The following is a 20,928-nucleotide window of genomic DNA, read 5'->3' on the forward strand; positions in this document are numbered from 1 at the left end:
TTCATCTGCGGCCTCCCATCGGTTGGAAGCGGATCCCATGGCCCAGGTGGTCCCGTACTTTCAGCCCGCCGGGCCCGAGCTCGACGGGGGCGGCGGCCAGCAGCCCGAGCGCGGTGAAGGAGGCGTCCTCGACCTCCTCGACCAGGCACGGCAGCGGTAGCGCCAGCGCGAGCTGCCCCGACAGCTCGGGCAGCAGATGGGGGTAGGTCGGGACGCTGTAGGTCCTGGCGAGTTCGGCGATCCGGAGTAGCGGGGTGATGCCGCCGACCCTGACCACGTTGGGCTGCACGATGTCGCAGGCGCCCGCCGCGAGCAGGTCGCGGAACTCGTAGATCGTGTAGTTGCTCTCGCCGACCGCGATCGGGACGCCGGTGAGGGCCCGCAGCCGGGCCAGTCCTTCCAGGTCGTCGGCGGGCAGCGGCTCCTCGACCCAGTGCAGGCCGTAGGGTTCCAGCGCCGCGATGGCCCGGCGCGCCTGGGGGAGGTTCCAGCGCTGGTTGGCGTCGATCATCAGGAGGGTGCCGGGGCCGATCGCCTCGCGGACGGCGGCCACCCGTTCGACGTCGTCGTCGCGGCCGACCTTGACCTTCACGGCGGGGTAGCCGGACCAGCGCCTGGCCTGGGCCACGAGTTCTGGGAGGGTGTAGTGGCGGTTGACGCCGCTGCCGTACACGGGGACGGTGTCGCGCCGCCGCCCGAGCAGGTCGGCCAGGCCGAGCCCGGCCCGCAGCGCCCGCAGGTCCCACAGCGCGATGTCCACCGCGGCCAGCGCGATCGTGGTCAGCCCGCCGCCGCCGGCTTCGCGCAGCGCCGGCCACAGGTGGTCCCAGACGAGCTCGGGGTGCGCGGGCAGTCCGGCGGCCAGTTCGGCGATCTCCCCGTCCAGCAGCGCCCGGACGGCCGTGGCGCCGATCTTCGGGGTCCACGAGAAGCCGGTGCCCACGCTCCCGTCGGCCAGCGTGAGCTCGCAGGAGATCACGTGGTTGGCGGGGACGTCGGGGCCCCACGGGCGGGGTAACTCGGCCCGATGCAGCTGGGTGCGCAGTCCGGTGATGGTCATAACAGGCCGAGCCCGGTCTTGATGAGGCCGTCCAGTTCGTCCAGATGCTCGGGGGACAGGTCGGTCAGGGGCGGGCGGACCGGGCCGACGTCCAGGCCGCGGAGGCGGACCCCGGCCTTGACCAGGGAGACGGCGTAGCCGGGGACGCGGCTGCGCAGCCGTACCAGCGGGGCGTAGAACTCGGCGAGCAGGCGGTCGTGGCCCCGCAGGAAGGCCAGGGCGATCTCGGGGGCGAAGGCGAAGACGGCGGAGGAGTAGAGGGTGACGCCGATGGCCCGGTAGGCGGGGGTGGTGAGTTCGGCGGTCGGGAGGCCGTTGAAGAAGGTGAAGTCCGGCTGGCCGGCCAGGGCGAGCACGATCCGCTGGATCCGGTCGATGTCGCCGACACCGTCCTTGAGGCCGACCACGCCGGGGATCTCGGCCAGCTCCTGGACCTCCTCGGGTTCCAGGACGACCGAGTCGCGGGCGTACACGATGATCGGCAGGCCGATCGCGGCGACCGCGCGCACATACTCGCGGTAGCCGCCGCGCGGGCCCTTGGCCAGGTAGGGCGGCATCAGCAGCAGGCCGTCCGCGCCCGCGTCGCGGGCCGCGCGGGCCTGGCCGAGCGCGGCCCCGAGCGGGCCGCCGGCCCCGGCCACCACCGGCGCGCGACCGGCCACGGTCGCGATCGCCACCCGGACGGCCGAAGCGTGCTCGGCCTCCGACAGCGCCGAGAACTCACCGGTGCCGCAGGCCACGAACACCCCGCCGGGGCCGTGCGCCAGACCGGCCGCGATGTGCTGGGCCAGCACGTCCCCGGCCAGCCGGCCGGCGGAGTCGAACGGGGTCACGGGGAAGAACAGGACGCCGGTGAGGTTCACGAGAGGTCTCCCAGTTCGGTACGCCAGCTGCGCTTGGCCTGCCAGCCGAGCAGGCGCTCTGCCTTGGCCGAGGAGAACGCCGGCGCGGTGCCGGTCAGCCCGGCCGCGAACCCGGCCGTGGCCGGGATGACCTGGGGCAGCAGCTCGGCCAGCGGAGCCAGGGCCAGCGCGTCGGCGGCCCCGGCGAAGAACACCTCGCCGCTGGGCAGCTCGGGCAGCCGCTCGATCAGGGCCAGCAGCAGGTCGGAGGCGTCCCTGGCGTCCACGTAGTTGAACAGCGACACCCCGGCGATGTCCGGCCGCTCCAGCCGCTCCCTGATGGTGTGCCCGGACTGGGTGGGCATGCCCTCCCACTCCTCCGGCGCGACCACGAAGCACGGCCGGATCGCGGCCAGCCGCAGCTGCGGGTGGGACCGCGCGAAGGTGGCCATCACCTGCTCGGCGACCAGCTTGGAGACGCTGTAGGCGTTCCACGGCGCGGCCGGGTGCGCCTCGTCGATGGGCAGGTAGGCGGGCGTCCAGCCGCCGGGCGCGCCGTAGCCGATCACGGTCGGGCTGCTGGCCACCACGATCCTGGACACGCCGACGGCGGTCGCGGCCTCGCAGATGTTGAACGCCAGCTGGCTGTTGACCCGGAACGTCAGCCCGTCGGTACGGCTGAACGGCGTCGCCACCGCGGCCAGGTGCACGACCGCCTCCGGCCGGAACCGGTTCATCACGCCGAACGCCTCACCCAGGTCGGTCAGGTCGGCGGGCAGCGTGACCGCCGCCTCCGCCGGGGTGCCCGGCGCGCTGTCGATGCCGATCACTTCGTGCCCGGCCTGGGCCAGCGCGACGACCACGCTGCGGCCGAACCGCCCGGCGCTGCCGGTGACCAGGACCCGCATCAGCCCTTCACCGCCCCGGCCGACATGCCCTGCACCAGGTACCGCTGGATGACCGCGAACACCAGCACCACCGGCACCGCGGCGACCACGCCGCCGGCCGCCAGCGCGCCGAAGTCCACGCTGAACTCGCCGATGGTGAAGGCCAGCCCGACCGGCAGGGTGAACTTCTCCTGCTCGCTGACGAACATCAGCGCGAACAGGAAGTTGTTCCAGCTGTGAATGAACGCGAACGAGCCGACCGCGACCAGCGCGGGGCGCAGCATCGGCAGCACGATCGCGAAAAAGGCCCGCAACCGGCTGCAGCCGTCCACCCAGGCCGCCTGCTCCAGCTCGATCGGGATGTTGCGGATGAAGCCACTGATCAGGATGAGCGACAGCGGCAGCTGGAACACCGTCTCGGCGATCACCAGCGCCCACAGCGAGTTGACCAGGCCGAGGGTGCGGAAGATCTCGAACAGCGGGATCAGCATCATCGCGCCGGGGATGAACTGGGTGCACAGCATCGCGACCAGGAACAGCTGCCGGCCCTTGAAGGCGTAGCGGGCCAGCGCGTAGCCGCCGGACAGCGCGATCACCGTGGTCGAGATCAGCGAGGCGACGCCGACCAGCAGGCTGTTCTGGAAGAACATGCCGAAGCCCATGCCGGTCCACACGGTGGCGAAGTTGTCGAACGTGATCGGCCACGGCAGCAGCGAGTCCGAGCCGCGCGGCCGGAACGCGAAGACCAGCATCCAGTAGAAGGGGACCAGGGTGAACAGCAGGTAGAGGCCGAGCGGCAGGTAGATCTGCCAGCGGCTGACCCGGTGCGGGCCGCCGCGCCCTTTCTGCGGTGGGGTGCGCACCGGCAGCGGCAGCTGGGCGCGGGGGAGGGTGGTGGTCACGTGCGCGCTCCGAACTTGCTCAGCCTCAGATAGGCGATCGAGAAGAAGGTCAGGATCAGGAACGCGGCCGTCGTCAGCGCCGAGCCGTACCCGAAGTCGTGGGACTGCACGGCCTTGGCCGCCACGTACAGCGGCAGCGTGGTGGTCTGGTGGGCGGGGCCGCCGCCGGTGAGGGTGTAGAGCAGGTCGACGTTGTTGAACTCCCACACCGCTCGGAGCAGGGTGGACAGGATGATCGCGTCCTTGAGGTGCGGCAGGGTGATGTGCAGGAACCGGCGGATCCGGCTCGCGCCGTCGACGGCGGCGGCCTCGTACAGGTCGTTGTTGATGGTCTGCAGGTCGGCGAGGAGCAGGATGGCGAAGAACGGCACCCCGCGCCACAGCTCGGCCACCACGGCCGCGGTGAAGACCGTGTTCGGGTCGGCCAGCGGCGCGATGTCGTACGAGCCGACGCCCAGGTCCGCCAGGTAGCGGAAGACGCCCGTGGTCGGGTTGTAGAGCAGAATCCAGATGCCCGTGGTGAGCACCCCGGAGACCGCCCAGGGCGAGAAGACCAGCGCCCGGGAGACCGCGCGGCCGATGAACGTCTCGTTGACGATCAGGGCCAGCGCGAGGCCGAACAGCAGCTGCAAGGTGACCTCGACCAGCACCCACTTGCCGCTGAAGCCCAGGCTCTGCCAGAACAGCGGATCGTTCAGCAGAGTCTGGAAGTTGGCGAGTCCGGCGAAGCCGTCCTCCCACGGTTTGCTCACGTTGTATTGCTGCAGGCTGTAGTAGAGCACGCTGGCCATCGGGTACACGAGGAACCCGAGCATCGCCACGACAGCCGGCGCGATCAGAACGTAGGGGGTTCTTGACTTTCCTGGCCGCCGGGGGCGCCGGCGTCTTCCTTCCACGGCGACCGCCATGGCCGGTAACTCCTTCAGTTCGGAGGGGAAGTTCTGCAACCGGTTGCACGAAACATGGCATTCACCCCCAGGAAACGTCAAGAGGTAAGTTTGGATCGCTTGACACTTATGCAACCGATTGCAGTAATCTGCGCTCAAGGCGGTGGAAAGGGGTTCTGTGGCAGCGACGATCCGCGATGTGGCCCAAGCCTCCGGGGTGCACGTTTCAACCGTCTCCCGGACGTTCTCGGCGCCGCATCTGGTCAATCCCGAGACCCGGAACCGGGTCCTGGCCGTCGCGGAGGACCTCGGCTACCGCCCCAACCGGGCGGCCCGTGCCCTCACCACCGGGCGGACCCACAACCTCGGGCTGATCGTCGCCGACATCTCCAACCCGTTCTTCCCGCCGCTGATCAAGGCCGCCCAGGCGCACGCCCGGCTCCGCGACTACCACGTCTTCGTCGCCGACACCGACGAGGATCCGCAGGTCGAGGAGGAGCTGATCCAGACCCTGACCAAGCAGGTGGACGGGGTGCTGCTGTGCAGCCCGCGACTGTCCAACCGGGCCATCGAGAAACTCAGCGAGGACGTGCCGTTCGTCGTGGTCAACCGGCGGCTGAAGGGCATGTCCACGGTGCTGATGGACGTCGGGCTCGGGGCCCGGCTGGCGATCGAGCACCTGACGGCGCTCGGCCACCGCAGGATCGCGCTGCTGGCGGGCCCGGCCGGGTCCTGGACCAGCAGGGAGATGTCCGACGCGGCCCGCGCCGTGGCCGGCATCGACCTGGCCATCCTCGGGCCCAACTCACCGACCGAGCACGGCGGTCTGGCCGCCGCCGAGGCGGTGCTGGCGGCGGACGTGACCGCGGTGCTCGCCTACAACGACCTGATGGCGATCGGCCTGGTCGAGGGCCTGGACGAACGCGGGATCGAGGTGCCGGGGCGGATCAGCGTGGTCGGCGTCGACGACATCGTGTCCGGCCGGCTGACCCGGCCCAAACTCACCACGGTGGCCATGCCGACCGAGGCCGCCGGCCGGACCGCCGTGGACCTGCTGCTCCAGCTCGTCGGCGCGGGCCAGACGGCCACCCCCGCGCTCGCCACCCTGGCCACCCATCTGATCATCCGCGATTCGACGGGACCGGTGCCCCCATGAAGTCTGAACATTTCGGCGTCACGCCCGAGGGCGAGAGCGTCGAGCGGTACACGCTCATCGCCGGCGATCTCACCGCCCGGGTGCTCACCTACGGCTGCGTGATCCAGTCGCTGGAGGTGGCCGGGCGGGACGTCGTCCTCGGCTGCGAGACCCTGGCCGGCTACCGGACCAGGAGCCGGTATTTCGGGGCCGTCGTCGGCCGGTACGGCAATCGCGTCGCGAACGGGCGGTTCGAGCTGGACGGCAAGCCGTACGAGCTGGCCCAGAACAACGGGACCGCGCATCTGCACGGTGGCCTCAAGGGCTTCGACAAGCGGGTCTGGACAGCCGACCCGGACGGTGACTCGCACCTGCGGCTCAGTTACCTGAGCCCGGACGGCGAGGAGGGCTACCCCGGGACGCTGCGCGCCGCGGTCACCTACACGCTGTCCGGCGGCGGCCTGCGGATCTACTACTCGGCCTTCACCGACGCCCCTACCGTGCTCAACCTGACCAACCACTCCTATTTCAACCTGGCCGGCGCGGGCGACGTGCTCGGCCACGTCGTCACGATCGACGCCGACCACTACACCCCGGTGGACGAGCACAAGATCCCCACCGGCCTCGCCCCGGTCGAGGGCACGCCGTACGACTTCCGGGCCCCGCGCCGGGTGGGCGACCGGATCGACGGCGCCTACGACCACAACTACGTCCTCAACCCGGGCGACGGGGTGAAGATCCGGGTCGAGCACGACGACCTCACGCTGGAGGTCGCCACCACCCAGCCGGGCGTGCAGTTCTACGCCGGGGGCATGCTCAGCCCCGAGCTCACCCCGTACGGCCCGCACGCCGGGCTCTGCCTGGAGACCCAGCACTTCCCCGACTCGCCGAACCAGCCCGGCTTCCCGTCCACCGTGCTCCGTCCGGGCGAGGAGTTCACCGCGCGCACGGACTACCGCTTCCACAGCCGGTGAGCTTTCTTTTATGCTCTGATGTGTTCCATGTAGCAATCAAATGTTCTGCGTAATGGAATTCGGAGCCGCTATGGACATCAGGCACGCCACCGCGCCCGACCAGATCCCCGGCCTGGGCACCGACCGGCTGCGGGCCCGGTTCCTGGCCGAGGATCTGTTCGCCGCGGGCGAGGTACGGCTGCTCTACTCGCACGAGGACCGCCTCGTCCTCGGCGGGGCCGTGCCCGGCGCGGAGCCGCTGCCGCTGCCCTGCCCGGAACCGCTCGGCGCGGAGTACTTCCTGGAACGCAGGGAACTCGGCGTGGTCAACATCGGCGAGCCCGGCGTGGTGACCGTGGACGGCGTTACTTCGATCTCGACGGTCGGGCTCGCCCGCGCCGGCGCCGACCTGGTCCTGCACGGCCACCGCGACGACCTGGACGACGTCGAGGCCGACGTGGTGGCGCTCGGCCGCAAGGCCGACCGCTGGGTGCTCGACCTGGCCCGGCCCGCCGCCATCGCGCCCGCCGCCGCCGACTGCTCCGGTTCCGGCAGGTGGACGTGCTGGTCAACAACGCCGGCATCATCCGCAGGGCGCCGGCCGCCGGGCACAGTTACCGGGACTGGCGGGACGTGCTGGACGTCAACCTGGACGCGGTCTTCCTGCTCAGTCAGGCGTTCGGGGCGCCGATGGTGTCCAGGGGCGCCGGAAAGGTCATCATGCTGGCTTCGATGCTGTCCTTCCAGGGCGGGGTCACCGTGCCCGGCTACACCGCCGCCAAGCACGCCGTGGCCGGGCTGACCCGGGCGCTGGCCTGCGAGTGGGCCGGCACCGGCGTCCAGGTCAACGCGATCGCGCCCGGCTACGTGGCCACCGGCAACACGGCCGCGCTGCGGGCCGACACCGAGCGGGAGGCCGCGATCCGGGCCAGGATCCCGGCCGGGCGGTGGGGGAGCCCGGCCGATCTGGAAGGCGCGGCGGTCTTCCTGGCGGCGCGCGCGTCGGACTACGTCAACGGCCACGTGCTGGCCGTGGACGGCGGCTGGCTGGCCCGCTAGTAGGCTCGGGGCGTGGTCAGGGAAGGCAGTTCCATCGACAAGGCGCTCGCGGTTCTCGAGGCGATCGCCGAACATCACCGGATCACCGACATCGCGGCCGCGACCGGGGTGTCCAAGTCGACCGTGCACCGCATCCTGCAGTCGCTGGTGGAGTGGGGCTTCGCCCGTACCGACGGGAACGGCGGCTACGAGCCGGGCCCGCGCATCCTCACCCTCGCCGGGCGGGTGATGAGCCGCTTCGACCCTGCCAGGCAGGCCGCGGGGGCGCTGCGGGCGCTGCACGAGCGGACGGGCTTCACCACGCACTTCGCCATCCGCAGCGGCGACGAGGCGGTCTACGTGGAGAAGCTGGAGGGGCGGCGGCCCTACCAGATGCCGTCCCGGGTGGGCATGAGCCTGCGGCTCTACTGCACCGCGATCGGCAAGGCCGTGCTGGCCCAGCTGGACGACGACGAGGTCCGCGCCATCTGCGCCAGGACCGAGCTGGTCCGGCTCACGCCGAACACCATCACCGGCGAGGAGGACCTGCTCGCGCACCTGAGCCGGGTTCGGGCGCTCGGTTACGCGGTGGACGACGAGGAGAACGTGCCCGGCATCCGCTGCGTGGGCGCGGCCGTCTTCGACCACACCGGGCAGGTGCTCGGGGGCATCTCGATCTCCACGCTCGCCATGGATCTGGACCGCGAAGCCTTGAGCGAGCTGGCCCCGGAGATCGTCTCGGCCGCCCGCGAGGTCTCGCTCGCCCTGGGCGCGCCCACCACGCTCACCCTCCGCTGACGGGCTCCGCGAGCAGGCTCTCGATCTCCCGCGCGTCCGCCACCCGGCCGGTGCCGCCCTGGCCGGCGAGTGAGATCGACGCGGCCGCCGTACCGGCCCTGACCGCGTCCAGCAGCGGCGCGCCCCGGGCCAGCCAGGCGGCCAGCGCGCCGGTGAAGTTGTCGCCGGCTCCGGTCTGGTCGACGATCACGGGCGCGGGCACGGCGGGCACCACGTCCGCGAAGTCCCCGGTGTCGAGCAGCACTCCGTCCGCGCCCAGGGTCACCGCCACGGCGGGCGCGCCGAGCTGCCGCACCCGGCGGGCGGTCTCGGCCGGGTCGGCGGTGCCCAGCAGGGCCAGGCTGTCGCCGGGGGCGGAGATCTTCAGCAGCGCGGTGTGCGGGGCGACCGCCGCCAGGGTGGCCGTCGCGGCCTCGGGACCGGTCAGCCGGGAGCGGTAGTTGGGGTCGTACACGACCAGGCCGGTGGCCGCCCGCGCGGCCGTGCGCACCGCGCTGTCGCAGCTGTCGGAGAGCGCGGCGGTGATGCCGCTGAGCACCAGGACCCGGGCGGTGGCGACGGGGGAGCCGGTGAGGTCGGCGGCGGACAGGCGGGAGGCGGCGCTGCCGTGCCGCATGTAGGCGAAGGCGCGGGTGCCGCTGGGGTCGGCGCCGACCGCGTACGCGCCGGTGGAGCCGGGCCCCGAGGTCATCCAGCGGGTGTCCACCCCGCGCGACCCGGCGAACCGGATCAGCCGCGCGCCGAACTCGTCCTCGCCGAGCAGGGTGACCAGCGCGGTCCGCGCGCCGGCGGAGGCGGCCGCCACCGCCACGTTGAGCGCGTCGCCGGAGAACGACAGTCGGAAGGTCTCGGCCTCGGTCAGTGCCCGGTCCGCCGAGAACTCGACCAGCGGTTCGCCCATCACGACGACGTCCATGCTCACCTTGTTTCATGTAGCGGAATATGGTGTTATGTTACGCAACGTCTGAGGAGGATTCTATGCCGAACATCACCGTGGAGCTCCTGTCCGGCCGGACGATGGATCAGCGCAGGGACTTCGTGGCGGCCGTCACGGAAGCCGCCGTGGACATTCTCAAGGCCCGCCAGGAGGCGGTCCGCATCGTGTTCTGGGAGATCGAGAAATCCGACGTGGCCAACGGTGGCGCCTTGGAGTCCGACAAGTAGCTCCATCCCCTCTGCTCTAACACGAAAGACCCCTAAAACGCGAAAGACCCCGCCGTAGCGGGGTCTTTCTCATGCGCGGGATGGTTGCTCCGCGGCATCGGATTCGAGTGACTCGATTGATTCGTCCCGATCCCGGGTGTTCTCCGGCCGGAGCAGGCCCACCGCGACGTACAGCACCAGCGAGGTGACCAGCGGCACGCCCACCACCATCGCCTGGTCGGTGGACTCCAGGATCCACTTGATGTAGGCCCAGACGCTCAGCCCCGCCGCCCAGGACACGATCGCGGCCGTCGGCCCGCTGCGCCGGAACCAGGGCAGCATGCCCAGCATCAGCGGGATGGAGATCGGCCCCATCGTCGCCGCGACCAGATCGACGACGATCTTGAGCACCACCCCCTGCCCTTCGGTGGAGATCGCGATCAGCATGCTGATCAGCACGAACGAGAAGGTGGTGACCCGGGCGAAGGTCAGCTGCGCGCGGTCGGTCAGCTGCCGGACCCGGCGCACCAGCACCGGCGCGATGTCCCGGGTGATCACCGAGGAGATCACGTTGGCGTCCGAGGACACCATCGCCATCGTGTGCGAGAAAGAACCCCGCCAGCACCAGCCCGATCACGCCAGGCGGCAGCAGTGTCTGCGCCAGCTGCACGTAGGCCTCCTCCGGGTTGGCCAGGCCGGGCACGATCAGCGGCGCCGCGAACATCGGGATGAACAGGGTCAGCGGCCAGACCAGCCACAGCCCGCTGGACTGCAGCGCCGACCGCTTGGCCGCGCTCCCCGACGGCGCCGCCATGTACCGCTGCGCCAGGTTCCACATCCCGGCGTTGTACTCGAAGGTCTTGATGAACAGCGGCGCCAGGAAGAACGTCCCGGTGTACGGCCCCGCGAACGGATCCCCGTGCCCGGCCGGCAGCCGCTCCCACATCGTCCAGAGCGCCGACACCCCGCCCGGCTGCGCCAGCACCGCGACGAACATCGCGATCCCGGCCACGCCCTGGATGACGAACTGCCCGAAGTCGGTGAGCACGTCGGCCCAGAGCCCGCCCGCCGTGATTTACACCATGGTCACCACGCCGGTGATCAGGATGCCCCAGCCGATCGGGATCCCGGCGAAGCCGCGCAGCAGGATCGAGATGGCCACCCACTTGGCCGCGATGTCGACCACCTTCAGCAGCACGCCGCTGTAGGCGAGCACCTGCTGGGCCGGCGGATTGTAGCGCCGGGCCAGGTATTCCAGCGGCGAGGCGACCCCGTGCTTGGCGCGCAGCCGGTTCCACCTGGCCGCCCAGACGAAGGCGCCGATCCCGACGCCGATGCCGATGGTGAGCGCCCACCAGGCGTACATCGCCAGGCCGTAGGTGTACGCCACCGCCGCGAACGCGACGAACATGATCGCGCTGTAGCCGGACATGTGATGCGAGATTCCGGCCAGCCACCAGGGGATCTCCCCCCGCGCGGTGAAGAAGTCGATGACGGTGGCGACGCGGCCCTTGGACCACACGCCGATGCCGATCATCACGATGAAGTACGCGGCCAGGACGGACCATCGAGAGCGGACATGTCTCCTCCTTGCGCAAGGGAGATTCCACTACACAGAATGACGTGCCAATACATAGAACGCTCCCGGTTGAAACTTTCAGGGAGATCGCGATGTTCGCGCATTTCGGCGAGATCTCTTTGCCCGCACTGTTCCGCTACATGGAACGGCCTGCTTATGTTGTGACTGCCTACTAAAGGAGAAGGAGGTTCGTTCGCGTCCACTCAGACGCACGCCTGTCCCGGCCACCTGACCTGTCCGGGGCGTTGCTTTTGAAGATCAACTCTCCGAAAGGGAATCGATCGTGTTACGCAGAACTCTCTCCATCGCGCTCGGCGTGATGCTCGCGGCGGCGGTCGCCGTCGTCGCCCAGGGCACCGCCTCGGCCGCGCCAGCGCCAGGCACGTACACGCTGGTCAACGCCAACAGCGGCCAGTGCCTCGACGTGCCGGGCTCCAGCACCGCCGACGGCGTCCAGCTGGTCCAGTTCACCTGCAACAACGGCGCCAACCAGCGGTTCGGGCTGACCGCCCAGGGCAGCGGCCACCGGCTCACCGCCGCGATCAGCGGCCGGTGCCTCGGCGTCCTGGACGCCTCCGCCTCGGCGGGCAAGGCCGTGGTGCAGCAGTCCTGCACCGGCGCCACCTCGCAGACCTGGACGCTCACCCAGGTCGGCAGCACCTACCGGGTGATCAACGTCAACAGCGCCAAGTGCCTGAACGTCATCGACAGCTCCACCGCGACCAGCGCCAAGGTCCAGCAGAACTCCTGCGACTCGGTGACCAGCAAGCACTGGACCTTCAACCTGGTCGGTTCCACGCCGCCCAGCCAGACCCCGAGCAACCCGCCCACCAGCCCGAGCCCGACCCCGAGCAACCCGCCGACCCAGCCGCAGACCGGCCTGGTCGGCTGGGCCACCCAGGGCGGCGGCACCACCGGCGGCGGCACTTCGGCCGCCACCACGGTCAACAGCTCGGCGACCCTGACCAGCGCCGTCTCCGGCACCACCGCCCGGGTGGTACGGATCTCCGGGACGATCTCCTGCTCCGGCATGATCACCGTGGGCTCCAACAAGACGATCCTCGGCAACTCCGGCGCCACCATCGCCGGCTGCGGCCTGAACGTCTCCAACGCCTCCAACGTGATCATCCGTAACATCAACTTCCGGGACTGGAACGACGACGCGATCAACGTCCAGTACTCCACCCGGGTGTGGATCGACCACAACTCGCTCAGCAACGGCTACGACGGCGCCATCGACATCAAGCGGGCCAGCGACTACGTGACCGTGTCGTGGAACCGGATCTTCAACCACGACAAGTCCATGCTGCTCGGCCACGACGACGGCAACGGCGGCGAGGACATCGGCCACCTGCGCGTGACCTACCACCACAACTGGTTCGACGGCACCAACCAGCGCCACCCCCGGGTCCGCTTCGGCAACCCGGTGCACGTGTACAACAACTTCTACGGCAGCGTCGGCTCCTACGGCGTGGCCTCCACCGAGGGCGCCGGCGTCCTGGTCGAGGGCAACTACTTCGAGAACACCGACGACCCGTACCACCTGGGCGAGGGCGACTCCGGTCCCGGCACTCTGGTGGCGCGGAACAACCACTTCGTCGGATCAGGGACCGGGCAGGCCGGCGGCAGCGTCGCGTCCATCCCGTACCCCTACTCGCTCGACACCGCCAGCAACGTCAAGTCGATCGTGACCGGCGGCGCGGGCGCCGGGCGGATCACCGTCTGAGGCCCTGGGCACGGAGCGCCGGTCCCCTTCCGAGGGGGCCGGCGCTTCCGCTTCCTCCCGGTTGACGGCGAGCCTCCATGACGGACGAGGGTGCTGCGCTCTACGTTGGGCATCATGGCCACCCGTGCGTCCGGAAGTGGATCCGGAAAGCGCCCTGCTCCGCGCGCCGGCTCTCGCCCGGCTGCCGCGAAGCGGACGCCACCGCCCAAACGCCGCCCGCCGGCCCGTCCGGCTCGGCAGGCCAAGGCCGCGCCGCAGCCGAGACGGCCGGTCGGCACCGGACAGGATCCGGTCAGCTGGGTCTTCATGATGATCGGCAAGCTGGTCATCGGGCTCTGGCTGCTGGTCGCCAACGCCATGGGCGGTGCCGTGAGGGCACTGGGACAGGGGGCGAAGGAGTTGGACCCCGCACACCGGCGCGACGGCGCCGGGCTGGCCGTGCTGGCCGGATCGATCACCCTGGCCGCCATGACCTGGCGCGAGAACAAGGGTGACGTGGCCACCTTCGTCGACGTGATCGTGCACGGCGCGGTCGGGTCGCTGGCCTGGTCGGTGCCGGTGCTGCTGGCGCTGTTGGCCTGGCGGTTCCTGCGGCATCCCGACCAGAACGCCGAGACCGGGCGGATGATGATCGGGTGGGCCGCGCTGCTGGCGGGCGTGCTCGGGATCGTGCACGTGGCGCATGACACGCCGTACCCGTCCGGCGGGCCAGGCGACGGGATGGACAAGGTGTCCCAGGCGGGCGGCATGCTCGGGTTCGTGGTGTCCGCGCCGCCGGCCAGCATCCTGCCCTCGTTCGTGACGATTCCGCTGCTGCTGATGCTGTCCGGGTTCGGCGTGCTGGTGATCACGGCGACGCCGGTGCACCGGGTGCCGGAGCGGCTGGGGGAGATCCGGCACCTGCTCTTCCAGCGGCCCGAGGGCGGCACGCCGCCGGCCGGGCCGTCGCGCAAGCGCAAGCGGTCCAAGCCGGAGGCCGAGGTGGGCGACCGGGTCAAGCCGTACGACACCCCGGTGCTGAAGGAGAACTCGCCGGAGATCATGCCGGGGCTTGAGCCGGAGCCGGTGGTCCCGGCCGAGGAGAGCCCGGTGCTGACGCCGCCGGAGCCGACGCCCGCGCCGCGCAAGGTCGAGCAGCTGGTGCTGTCGCCGCAGGCGGGGCCGTACACGCTGCCGGACACGATGACGCTGCGCCCCGGCAGCGCGCCGAAGGCGGAGACCAAGGCCAACAAGATCGTGGTGAACGCGCTGACCAGCGTGCTGGAGCAGTTCGCCATCGACGCACAGGTGATCGGCTTCACCCGGGGGCCGACGGTCACCCGCTACGAGATCGAGCTGGGCCCTTCGGTGAAGGTGGAGAAGGTCACCGCCCTCGCGAAGAACATCGCCTATGCCGTTAAATCCGCTGACGTCCGGATTTTGTCGCCGATTCCCGGGAAATCCGCCATCGGGGTGGAGATTCCGAACACCGACAAGGACCTGGTGTCGCTGGGTGACGTGCTGCGCTCGCAGGTCGCCCAGGCCGACCAGCACCCGATGATCGTCGGGCTGGGCAAGGACGTCGAAGGCCGGACGATCGTCGCCAACCTCGCCAAGATGCCGCACATCCTGATCGCGGGCGCGACCGGCGCGGGCAAGTCCACCTGCATCAACGGCCTGATCACCTCGATCCTGATGCGCTCCACCCCGGACGAGGTCCGGATGGTCCTGGTCGACCCCAAACGGGTCGAACTCAACATGTACGAGGGCATCCCCCACCTGATCACCCCCATCATCACCAACCCCAAGAAGGCCGCGGAGGCCCTCGAATGGGTGGTGGGCGAGATGGACCGCCGCTACGACGACCTGGCCGCCAGCGGCTTCCGGCACGTGGACGACTTCAACAAGGCGGTCCGGGCGGGCAAGCTGGTGCCCCCGCCGGGGAGTGAGCGGGTCTACCAGCCGTACCCGTACCTGCTGGTGATCGTGGACGAGCTGGCCGACCTGATGATGGTCGCCCCCCGCGACGTGGAGGATTCCATCGTCCGGATCACCCAGTTGGCCCGCGCCGCCGGGATCCACCTGGTGATCGCCACCCAGCGCCCGTCGGTGGACGTGGTGACCGGCCTGATCAAGGCCAACGTGCCGTCCCGGCTGGCGTTCGCCACCTCCTCGCTGGCCGACTCCCGGGTCATCCTGGACCAGCCGGGCGCGGAGAAGCTGGTCGGCCAGGGCGACGCACTGTTCCTGCCGATGGGCGCGAGCAAGCCGATGCGGCTGCAGAACGCGTTCGTGTCGGAGAAGGAGATCGCCGAGATAGTCGCGCACTGCAAGACGCAGATGCAGGTCGAGTACCGGGAGGACGTGGCCGCCTCGGCGGTGGCCAAGCGGGAGATCGACGAGGAGATCGGCGACGACCTGGACCTGCTGGTGCAGGCCGCCGAGCTGATCGTGACCACCCAGTTCGGCTCCACCTCGATGCTCCAGCGCAAGCTCAGGGTCGGCTTCGCGAAGGCGGGCCGGCTGATGGACCTGCTGGAGAGCCGGAACGTGGTCGGGCCCAGTGAGGGCTCCAAGGCCCGCGAGGTCATGGTGCAACCCGACGGCCTGCCCGGCCTGCTGGCCGACCTACGCGGCGGGGGATCATCCGGGACGAATAGCGACGCCTAGCCCTTTCAGTGGACAAAGGGGACCCCGCCGTCCAGGCCCCCGGAGGTTACTGATTGAATGTGGACAACTACGCAGCGTCGGGTGCGGGGGAGGCGTTGACCTATGTCCATCGGAGCGGTACTGGCGGGGGCACGGCAGCAGGCGGGGCTGACGGTGGCCGAACTGAGCGAGCGGACCAAGATCCGCGAGCCGGTGATCACCGCCGTCGAACGGGATGACTTCTCGATCTGCGGCGGCGACTTCTACGCCCGCGGCCACCTGAGGTCGCTGGCCAGGGCGCTCGCCCTGGATCCTGACTCACTCGTCAACGAATACGAAGAGGCGTACGGCGGGGTGCGGGTGCCGATGCGGGCGGCCGCGATGTTCAAGGCCGACACTCCAATCAAGCTACACGAGCACCGCACGCCCAACTGGACCATGGCGATGGGGGTCGCGCTGGCCATCGTGATGGTGTTCGGGCTGGCCAGGATCATGGGCGGCCCGCCGGCGGCGGTGCAGACCTCGGCCAAGGCGGGGCCCGCGATCCCGAAGGCGCCGGCCCGGCCGGCCGCGGCGGTGCCGGTCACCCGGCCGGCCACGGCGGTCCGCGACCTGGTCACCGTCAAGATCTCGGCCAAGCGCTCGGCCTGGGTGAACGTGCGGGACGTGAAGAACAAGATTCTTTACCAGGGCACGATCGTGAAGGGCGACTCGGAGACCTTCAAGGCCCGTAAGAAGATCAAGCTGATTTTGGAGAACGCCGGGGCGGTGAGCCTCAACGTCAACGGCATCGACCTTGGAGCTCCAGGAAGATCGGGACAGACGGTGCGTCGCGCCTTCGGGCCGGGGGTCCCGCGTCCCCGGTAGGTTCCGACTCCCGATACCGTAGTTTCATCATGTCTTCTCGCCGAACCGTATCGATGGTCACCCTGGGTTGCGCCCGTAACGAGGTCGACTCGGAAGAGCTCGCCGCGCGCCTGGAATCCGCGGGCTGGCAGCTGGGGGACGACGACCCCGACGTCATCGTGGTGAACACCTGCGGCTTCATCGAGTCGGCGAAGAAGGACTCGATCGACACGCTGCTGGCGGCCGCGGACTCCGGTGCCAAGGTGGTCGCGGCCGGCTGCATGGCGGAGCGCTACGGTGCCGAACTGGCCGACGCGCTCCCCGAGGCGGCCGCCGTCATCTCCTTCGACGACTACACCGACATCGGGGGCCGGCTGGACGACGTGCTGGCCGGCCGCCCGCTGACGCCGCACTCGCCCCGCGACCGCCGCACCCTGCTGCCGATCAGCCCCGTCGAACGGGTGAACGGCAGCGTGCACGTGCCCGGCCATGGCGCCCCCGGCGCCCTACCGATCGGCCTGGCCCCTGCCAGTGGCCCCAGAACGCTGCGCAAGCGGCTCACCGGCGGCCCCGTGGCCTCACTCAAGCTCGCCTCCGGCTGCGACCGCCGCTGCACCTTCTGCGCCATCCCGGCCTTCCGCGGGGCGTATGTGTCGCGGCAGCCCGACGACCTGGTGGCCGAGACGCTCTGGCTGGCCGAGCAGGGCGTCCGCGAACTCGTCCTGGTCAGCGAGAACTCCACGTCGTACGGGAAGGATCTGGGCGACCTGCGGGCGCTGGAGAAACTGCTGCCCCGGCTGGCCGGGGTGGACGGCATCGACCGGGTCCGGGTCAGCTACCTGCAGCCCGCCGAGCTCCGGCCCGGCCTGCTGGACGTGATCGCCGCCACCGAGGGCGTCGCGCCCTACTTCGACCTGTCCTTCCAGCACGCCAGCGGCCCGGTGCTGCGCCGGATGCGCCGCTTCGGCGACCCGCGCCGGTTCCTGGACCTGCTGGCCCAGGTCCGCGAGCGAGCCCCCGAGGCGGGTGTGCGCTCCAACTTTATCGTCGGCTTCCCGGGCGAGACCGAGGAGCAGTTCGGCGAGCTGGTCGACTTCCTCACCGAGGCCCGGCTGGACGTCATCGGCGTCTTCGGCTACTCCGACGAGGACGGCACCGAGGCCGCCTCGTTCACCGACCAGCTCGACCCCGAGCTGGTCGAGCAGCGGGTGGCCGCGCTGACCGAGCTGGCCGAGGAGCTGACCAGCCAGCGCGCCGAGGAGCGGATCGGCACCGAACTCGAAGTGCTGATCGAGGAGGACCTGGGCGACGGCGGCTACGAGGGCCGCGCCGCCCACCAGGGCCCCGAGGTGGACGGGGCGGTCACCGTCCAGGGCATCGGCCTGCTGCCCGGCCAGATCGTCCGCGCCGTCGCGGTGGACTCGGAAGGGGTTGACCTGATCGCCCGTATCAAGGCTGGTTCGTGAGCGAGAGCAGCGAGCAGACCGCGCAGAAGTCCGACGCCGAGGCCCCCCTGGTCGCGGCGGAGCTTCCGGACGCGGTCGGCGGCCTTGAACCGGTCCGGATCGTCAGCACCTGGAACATCGCCAACGCGCTCACCGTGGCCCGGCTGGCGATCGTCCCGGTCTTCATCGTCTTCCTGTTCGTGGACGGCGAGGGCTGGCGGATCGCCGCCTTCGCGGTCTTCCTGGTGGCCTCGATCACCGACCAGCTGGACGGGTGGCTGGCCCGGCGCTACGGGCTGATCACCGACTTCGGCAAGATCGCCGACCCGATCGCGGACAAGGCTCTGATCGGCTCGGCGCTGGTCTGCCTGTCGCTGCTGGGCGAGATCGCCTGGTGGGTGACCGTGGTGATCATCGCCAGGGAGCTGGGGGTGACCCTGCTGCGGTTCGCGGTGATTCGGCACGGCGTGATCCCGGCCAGCTACGGCGGCAAGGTCAAGACCGTGCTGCAGATCCTGGCCATCGCGCTGTACATGTGGCCGGGTGTGCCGGATCTGGTTTGCTGGGCGGCCATGGCGCTGGCCCTGCTGGTAACTGTGGCCACCGGGCTGGACTACGTGTTCCGGGCGATCCGGCTGCGGCAGGTGGCGCGAAGGTCGCGGGCCGCGTGACGGCGTCGGAGGTTCTGCCGGCGCTGGTCCTTTCCGCGCTGGTCCGGCGCGAGGCCACGGTGGCCGTGGCGGAGTCGCTCACCGGTGGGCTCATCGGCGCCGCCCTGACCACGCCCAGCGGCGCCTCCGCGGCTTTCGCGGGGGGTGTCATCGCGTACGCGACCGAGCTCAAGGCCCGGCTGCTGGGCGTGCCCGCGGACCTGCTGGCCAGGGAGGGGGCCGTGCACCCCGAGGTGGCCGCCGCGATGGCGGTCGGCGTGCGGGCGCTGGCGCGGGCCGACTACGGCCTGGCGGTCACCGGCGTGGCCGGCCCCGACCCCCAGGACGGCCGCCCGGTCGGCACCGTGCACGTGGCCGTCGCGGGCCCCGGAGACCGGGTCTGGCACCGCGACCTGCTGCTCGACGGCTCCCGCGAGAACATCCGCACCGACACCTGTCAGGAGGCGTTAGATCTACTTCTAGGTGTGCTGCAGGTCAATTCGGGGGAACATTCCGGGTGATTACCACGTTACGTCCCCAGCGAACATGCTCACCTCGGTCTGCCGCGGTGTCGCTCGATACAGGTACGGTGGAGCTGTGAGTGAGGTTCGAGAGCCATCGGCGAGGAGTAAGACAAGGACGCGCCCGGCGAAGGGGCCGAGCGATCCCCTGATGACAGCGAGGAATATGTACGAAGGGCGTGGAAAGCGATACGAACCGACAACGCGGAATGTCGTCCCGACGACGCCCGCGCCGGGGAGGGAGCGACAGATGGTCCTGCTGCGTCAGCTGCTCGGTGACGTCCTGCGGCGGCTGAGAGTGCGCCAGAGCCGCACGCTGCGCGAGGTCTCCACGCTGGCCCGTGTCTCCCTCGGCTACCTGTCCGAGGTGGAACGCGGCCAGAAGGAGGCGTCCTCTGAACTGCTTGCCTCGATCTGCGGCGCGCTAGGCGTTCCGCTGTCGCAAGTGCTTCGTGAAGTGTCCGACCAGTTCGCGCTCGCCGAGCTGCAGCACGCCCCGGTTCTGGCAGATGCGCCGGAGCACGAGCGGCTGCCGATCTCGGAGACCGTGCCGTCCGGCCCTGAGTTCGGGGGATTCCCCGAGGTCAAGGACATGGTGGCGGCCTGACCAGCCCTAACTTGGCTGACAGGTCCGGCACCAGTACACCAGCCGTTCGGCTGGTGCTGAGCCGATCTCCCGACAACCAACTGGATTTCCGCAGACACGGCAGGGGCGGCGTGCCCTGCCATAGACGAACATCGCACGCCCCGGCCTAGGATCACCGGTCGTCACCGGTGATGGCCCTTCTTTGCACGATTCCATCAGGCGGTGCGCGAGCTCGACCAGCTCCGCCAGGTCCGCCATCGATCCCACCGAGCCCACTGGACGCCACGGCGACAGACGCGCGATGAACAGCGTCTCGGCCCGCCAGATCGTGCCGATCCCCGCCAGATTGCGCTGATCCAGCAGCGCCTCGCCGATGCTGCGCCCGGGCTCCCCGGCCAGGTTGGCGGCGGCCCGGCCCGCGTCCCAGTCCGATCCCAGCAGGTCGGGGCCGAGATGGCCGACGACCCGGTCTTCGCGCGCGGTCGGCAGCAGGTCGACCATGCCGAGTTTCACGCCGACGGCCTGCCATTCGGCGTTGGCCAGGATCAGCCGGATCACGTCGCCGCCGCGGACCGGCCGTCCGGCGGGGTGGATCTGCCAGCTGCCGTCCATCCGCAGGTGGGTGTGGACGGTGAGGTCGCCGTCGATCCGGGTGAGCAGGTGCTTGCCGCGCGACTCGGTGCCGAGCACCCGGCGTCCGCGCAGGTCGGCGGTGGCGTGCCGGGGCACCCTGAAGTCGGATCTGGTCAGCGCGCGGCCGTCCAGGGCCGCGCGCAGCCGCTTCGCCGTGCGGTAGACGGCGTCTCCCTCGGGCATCAGACCGGGGTGTGGGAGTCCCAGGCCGAGGGGTCGTTGGACAGGTCGGTGACCCGCTTGGGCAGCTCGCCGCTGGCGATCTGGTCCAGGGTGACCTCCTCCAGGATGGCCCGCTCACTGGCTCGCAACGCGATCCACACCTGCTGCAGCGACTGCGCCGCCCCGGTGTAGCCGACATGCTCGGGCCGTTCGCCGCGCACGTTGGCCAGCGGGCCGTCCACCGCGCGGATCACGTCGGCCAGTGAGATCTGGGCGGCCGGGCGGGCCAGCACGTAGCCGCCCTCAGGGCCGCGCTGCCCGCGCACCAGACCGGCCCTGCGCATCTGCAGCAGGATGTTCTCCAGGTACTTGGGCGGCATCTCCTGCCCCTTGGCGAGCTCGCCCACAGTGGTGGGGCCCTCCCCTGCCGCGGCTAGTTCGGCGGCGGCGCGGAGGGCGTAGTCGACACGGGCAGAAAGTCGCATGTTGTCGATTATCCCGCTCGGT

At 70.4% G+C, this 20,928-nt stretch carries 22 protein-coding genes and 1 pseudogene; 12 read left to right on the top strand and 11 right to left on the bottom strand.

Features of this window, described 5'->3' with window-relative positions; genetic code table 11:
- Window position 1 precedes the first annotated feature (1 nt).
- Genes Acor_RS11195 through Acor_RS11215 form a run of 5 tightly spaced genes read right to left on the bottom strand, consistent with a single transcriptional unit; the run spans window position 2 to window position 4,506 of the window.
- Complete coding sequence (locus Acor_RS11195; protein ID WP_155336522.1) at window positions 2-1,060, bottom strand: mandelate racemase/muconate lactonizing enzyme family protein; 1,059 nt, start codon at window positions 1,058-1,060, stop codon at window positions 2-4.
- Window positions 1,057-1,923 (bottom strand): 5-dehydro-4-deoxyglucarate dehydratase, encoded by an 867-nt coding sequence (locus tag Acor_RS11200; RefSeq protein WP_155336523.1) that lies wholly within the window; start codon window positions 1,921-1,923, stop codon window positions 1,057-1,059. Before Acor_RS11200 ends, Acor_RS11195 begins: the two co-directional genes overlap by 4 nt.
- Entirely contained in the window at window positions 1,920-2,810 is an 891-nt protein-coding gene (locus tag Acor_RS11205) for an NAD-dependent epimerase/dehydratase family protein (RefSeq protein ID WP_155336524.1), read from the bottom strand. The genes Acor_RS11200 and Acor_RS11205 overlap by 4 nt, the downstream gene beginning before the upstream one ends.
- Window positions 2,810-3,691, bottom strand: coding sequence for a carbohydrate ABC transporter permease (locus Acor_RS11210; RefSeq protein WP_155336525.1), 882 nt, complete (start codon window positions 3,689-3,691; stop codon window positions 2,810-2,812). Before Acor_RS11210 ends, Acor_RS11205 begins: the two co-directional genes overlap by 1 nt.
- On the bottom strand, window positions 3,688-4,506 hold the full coding sequence (locus Acor_RS11215; protein ID WP_422664797.1) for a carbohydrate ABC transporter permease: 819 nt from the start codon (window positions 4,504-4,506) through the stop codon (window positions 3,688-3,690). Before Acor_RS11215 ends, Acor_RS11210 begins: the two co-directional genes overlap by 4 nt.
- A 250-nt stretch (window positions 4,507-4,756) precedes the next feature.
- On the opposite strand from Acor_RS11215, the gene Acor_RS11220 reads away from it, so the two are divergent.
- Window positions 4,757-5,734: a LacI family DNA-binding transcriptional regulator gene (locus Acor_RS11220; RefSeq protein WP_155336527.1), complete on the top strand. Its 978-nt coding sequence runs from the start codon at window positions 4,757-4,759 to the stop codon at window positions 5,732-5,734.
- Window positions 5,731-6,687, top strand: coding sequence for an aldose epimerase family protein (locus Acor_RS11225; protein ID WP_155336528.1), 957 nt, complete (start codon window positions 5,731-5,733; stop codon window positions 6,685-6,687). The genes Acor_RS11220 and Acor_RS11225 overlap by 4 nt, the downstream gene beginning before the upstream one ends.
- Here Acor_RS11225 and Acor_RS45390 read toward each other — a convergent pair.
- Window positions 6,650-7,093 (bottom strand): hypothetical protein, encoded by a 444-nt coding sequence (locus Acor_RS45390; RefSeq protein ID WP_155336529.1) that lies wholly within the window; start codon window positions 7,091-7,093, stop codon window positions 6,650-6,652. The two genes, Acor_RS11225 and Acor_RS45390, sit on opposite strands and share 38 nt — an antisense overlap.
- A gap of 134 nt (window positions 7,094-7,227) precedes the next feature.
- Between Acor_RS45390 and Acor_RS11235 the strand changes: the two genes are divergently transcribed.
- Together Acor_RS11235 and Acor_RS11240 are read left to right on the top strand one after the other, a co-directional pair.
- Window positions 7,228-7,725, top strand: a complete 498-nt coding sequence (locus Acor_RS11235) for an SDR family oxidoreductase (protein WP_281353204.1) — start codon at window positions 7,228-7,230, stop codon at window positions 7,723-7,725.
- Window positions 7,726-7,737: 12 nt separating this feature from the next.
- Window positions 7,738-8,502 carry an IclR family transcriptional regulator gene (locus tag Acor_RS11240; RefSeq protein WP_155336531.1) on the top strand — a complete coding sequence of 255 codons (765 nt, stop codon included), beginning with the start codon at window positions 7,738-7,740 and terminating at the stop codon, window positions 8,500-8,502.
- On the opposite strand, the gene Acor_RS11245 is transcribed toward Acor_RS11240, so the two are convergent.
- Entirely contained in the window at window positions 8,489-9,418 is a 930-nt protein-coding gene (locus tag Acor_RS11245; protein ID WP_155336532.1) for a sugar kinase, read from the bottom strand. The genes Acor_RS11240 and Acor_RS11245 overlap by 14 nt on opposite strands.
- A 62-nt stretch (window positions 9,419-9,480) precedes the next feature.
- Here Acor_RS11245 and Acor_RS11250 point away from each other — a divergent pair, with 62 nt between their 5' ends.
- Window positions 9,481-9,666 carry a tautomerase family protein gene (locus Acor_RS11250; RefSeq protein WP_155336533.1) on the top strand — a complete coding sequence of 62 codons (186 nt, stop codon included), beginning with the start codon at window positions 9,481-9,483 and terminating at the stop codon, window positions 9,664-9,666.
- 69 nt (window positions 9,667-9,735) lie between these two features.
- On the opposite strand, the gene Acor_RS44240 is transcribed toward Acor_RS11250, so the two are convergent.
- A complete protein-coding gene (locus tag Acor_RS44240) occupies window positions 9,736-10,236 on the bottom strand; it encodes an SLC5/6 family protein (protein ID WP_246238587.1) in 501 nt (166 codons plus the stop codon).
- Between the two features lie 34 nt (window positions 10,237-10,270).
- Window positions 10,271-11,182: pseudogene (locus Acor_RS44245) on the bottom strand (sodium:solute symporter family transporter); the annotation flags it as partial.
- Between the two features lie 325 nt (window positions 11,183-11,507).
- Between Acor_RS44245 and Acor_RS11260 the strand changes: the two are divergent.
- From Acor_RS11260 to Acor_RS11290, 7 genes are all read left to right on the top strand, one after another.
- Window positions 11,508-12,950: a pectate lyase family protein gene (locus Acor_RS11260; protein ID WP_246238578.1), complete on the top strand. Its 1,443-nt coding sequence runs from the start codon at window positions 11,508-11,510 to the stop codon at window positions 12,948-12,950.
- 114 nt (window positions 12,951-13,064) lie between these two features.
- Complete coding sequence (locus Acor_RS11265; RefSeq protein ID WP_155336534.1) at window positions 13,065-15,599, top strand: FtsK/SpoIIIE family DNA translocase; 2,535 nt, start codon at window positions 13,065-13,067, stop codon at window positions 15,597-15,599.
- 102 nt (window positions 15,600-15,701) lie between these two features.
- Window positions 15,702-16,445, top strand: coding sequence for a helix-turn-helix domain-containing protein (locus Acor_RS11270; protein ID WP_155336535.1), 744 nt, complete (start codon window positions 15,702-15,704; stop codon window positions 16,443-16,445).
- A 29-nt stretch (window positions 16,446-16,474) separates the two neighbouring features.
- A complete protein-coding gene (rimO, locus tag Acor_RS11275) occupies window positions 16,475-17,890 on the top strand; it encodes a 30S ribosomal protein S12 methylthiotransferase RimO (protein WP_155336536.1) in 1,416 nt (471 codons plus the stop codon).
- A gap of 98 nt (window positions 17,891-17,988) precedes the next feature.
- Window positions 17,989-18,540, top strand: a complete 552-nt coding sequence (gene pgsA / locus Acor_RS11280; RefSeq protein ID WP_246238586.1) for a CDP-diacylglycerol--glycerol-3-phosphate 3-phosphatidyltransferase — start codon at window positions 17,989-17,991, stop codon at window positions 18,538-18,540.
- Complete coding sequence (locus tag Acor_RS11285; protein ID WP_155336537.1) at window positions 18,537-19,040, top strand: CinA family protein; 504 nt, start codon at window positions 18,537-18,539, stop codon at window positions 19,038-19,040. The genes pgsA and Acor_RS11285 overlap by 4 nt, the downstream gene beginning before the upstream one ends.
- Before the next feature lie 250 nt (window positions 19,041-19,290).
- The gene (locus Acor_RS11290) at window positions 19,291-19,647 is read left to right on the top strand and encodes a helix-turn-helix domain-containing protein (protein WP_155336538.1); all 357 of its coding nucleotides are present in this window, start codon (window positions 19,291-19,293) and stop codon (window positions 19,645-19,647) included.
- 6 nt (window positions 19,648-19,653) lie between these two features.
- On the opposite strand, the gene Acor_RS11295 is transcribed toward Acor_RS11290, so the two are convergent.
- On the bottom strand, window positions 19,654-20,442 hold the full coding sequence (locus Acor_RS11295; protein ID WP_155336539.1) for a DNA-formamidopyrimidine glycosylase family protein: 789 nt from the start codon (window positions 20,440-20,442) through the stop codon (window positions 19,654-19,656).
- Window positions 20,442-20,906 (bottom strand): RrF2 family transcriptional regulator, encoded by a 465-nt coding sequence (locus tag Acor_RS11300; RefSeq protein ID WP_155336540.1) that lies wholly within the window; start codon window positions 20,904-20,906, stop codon window positions 20,442-20,444. The genes Acor_RS11295 and Acor_RS11300 overlap by 1 nt, the downstream gene beginning before the upstream one ends.
- Between the last annotated feature and the right edge of the window lie 22 nt (window positions 20,907-20,928).

The sequence above is a fragment of the Acrocarpospora corrugata genome (genome assembly GCF_009687845.1).
GTDB lineage: Bacteria > Actinomycetota > Actinomycetes > Streptosporangiales > Streptosporangiaceae > Acrocarpospora > Acrocarpospora corrugata.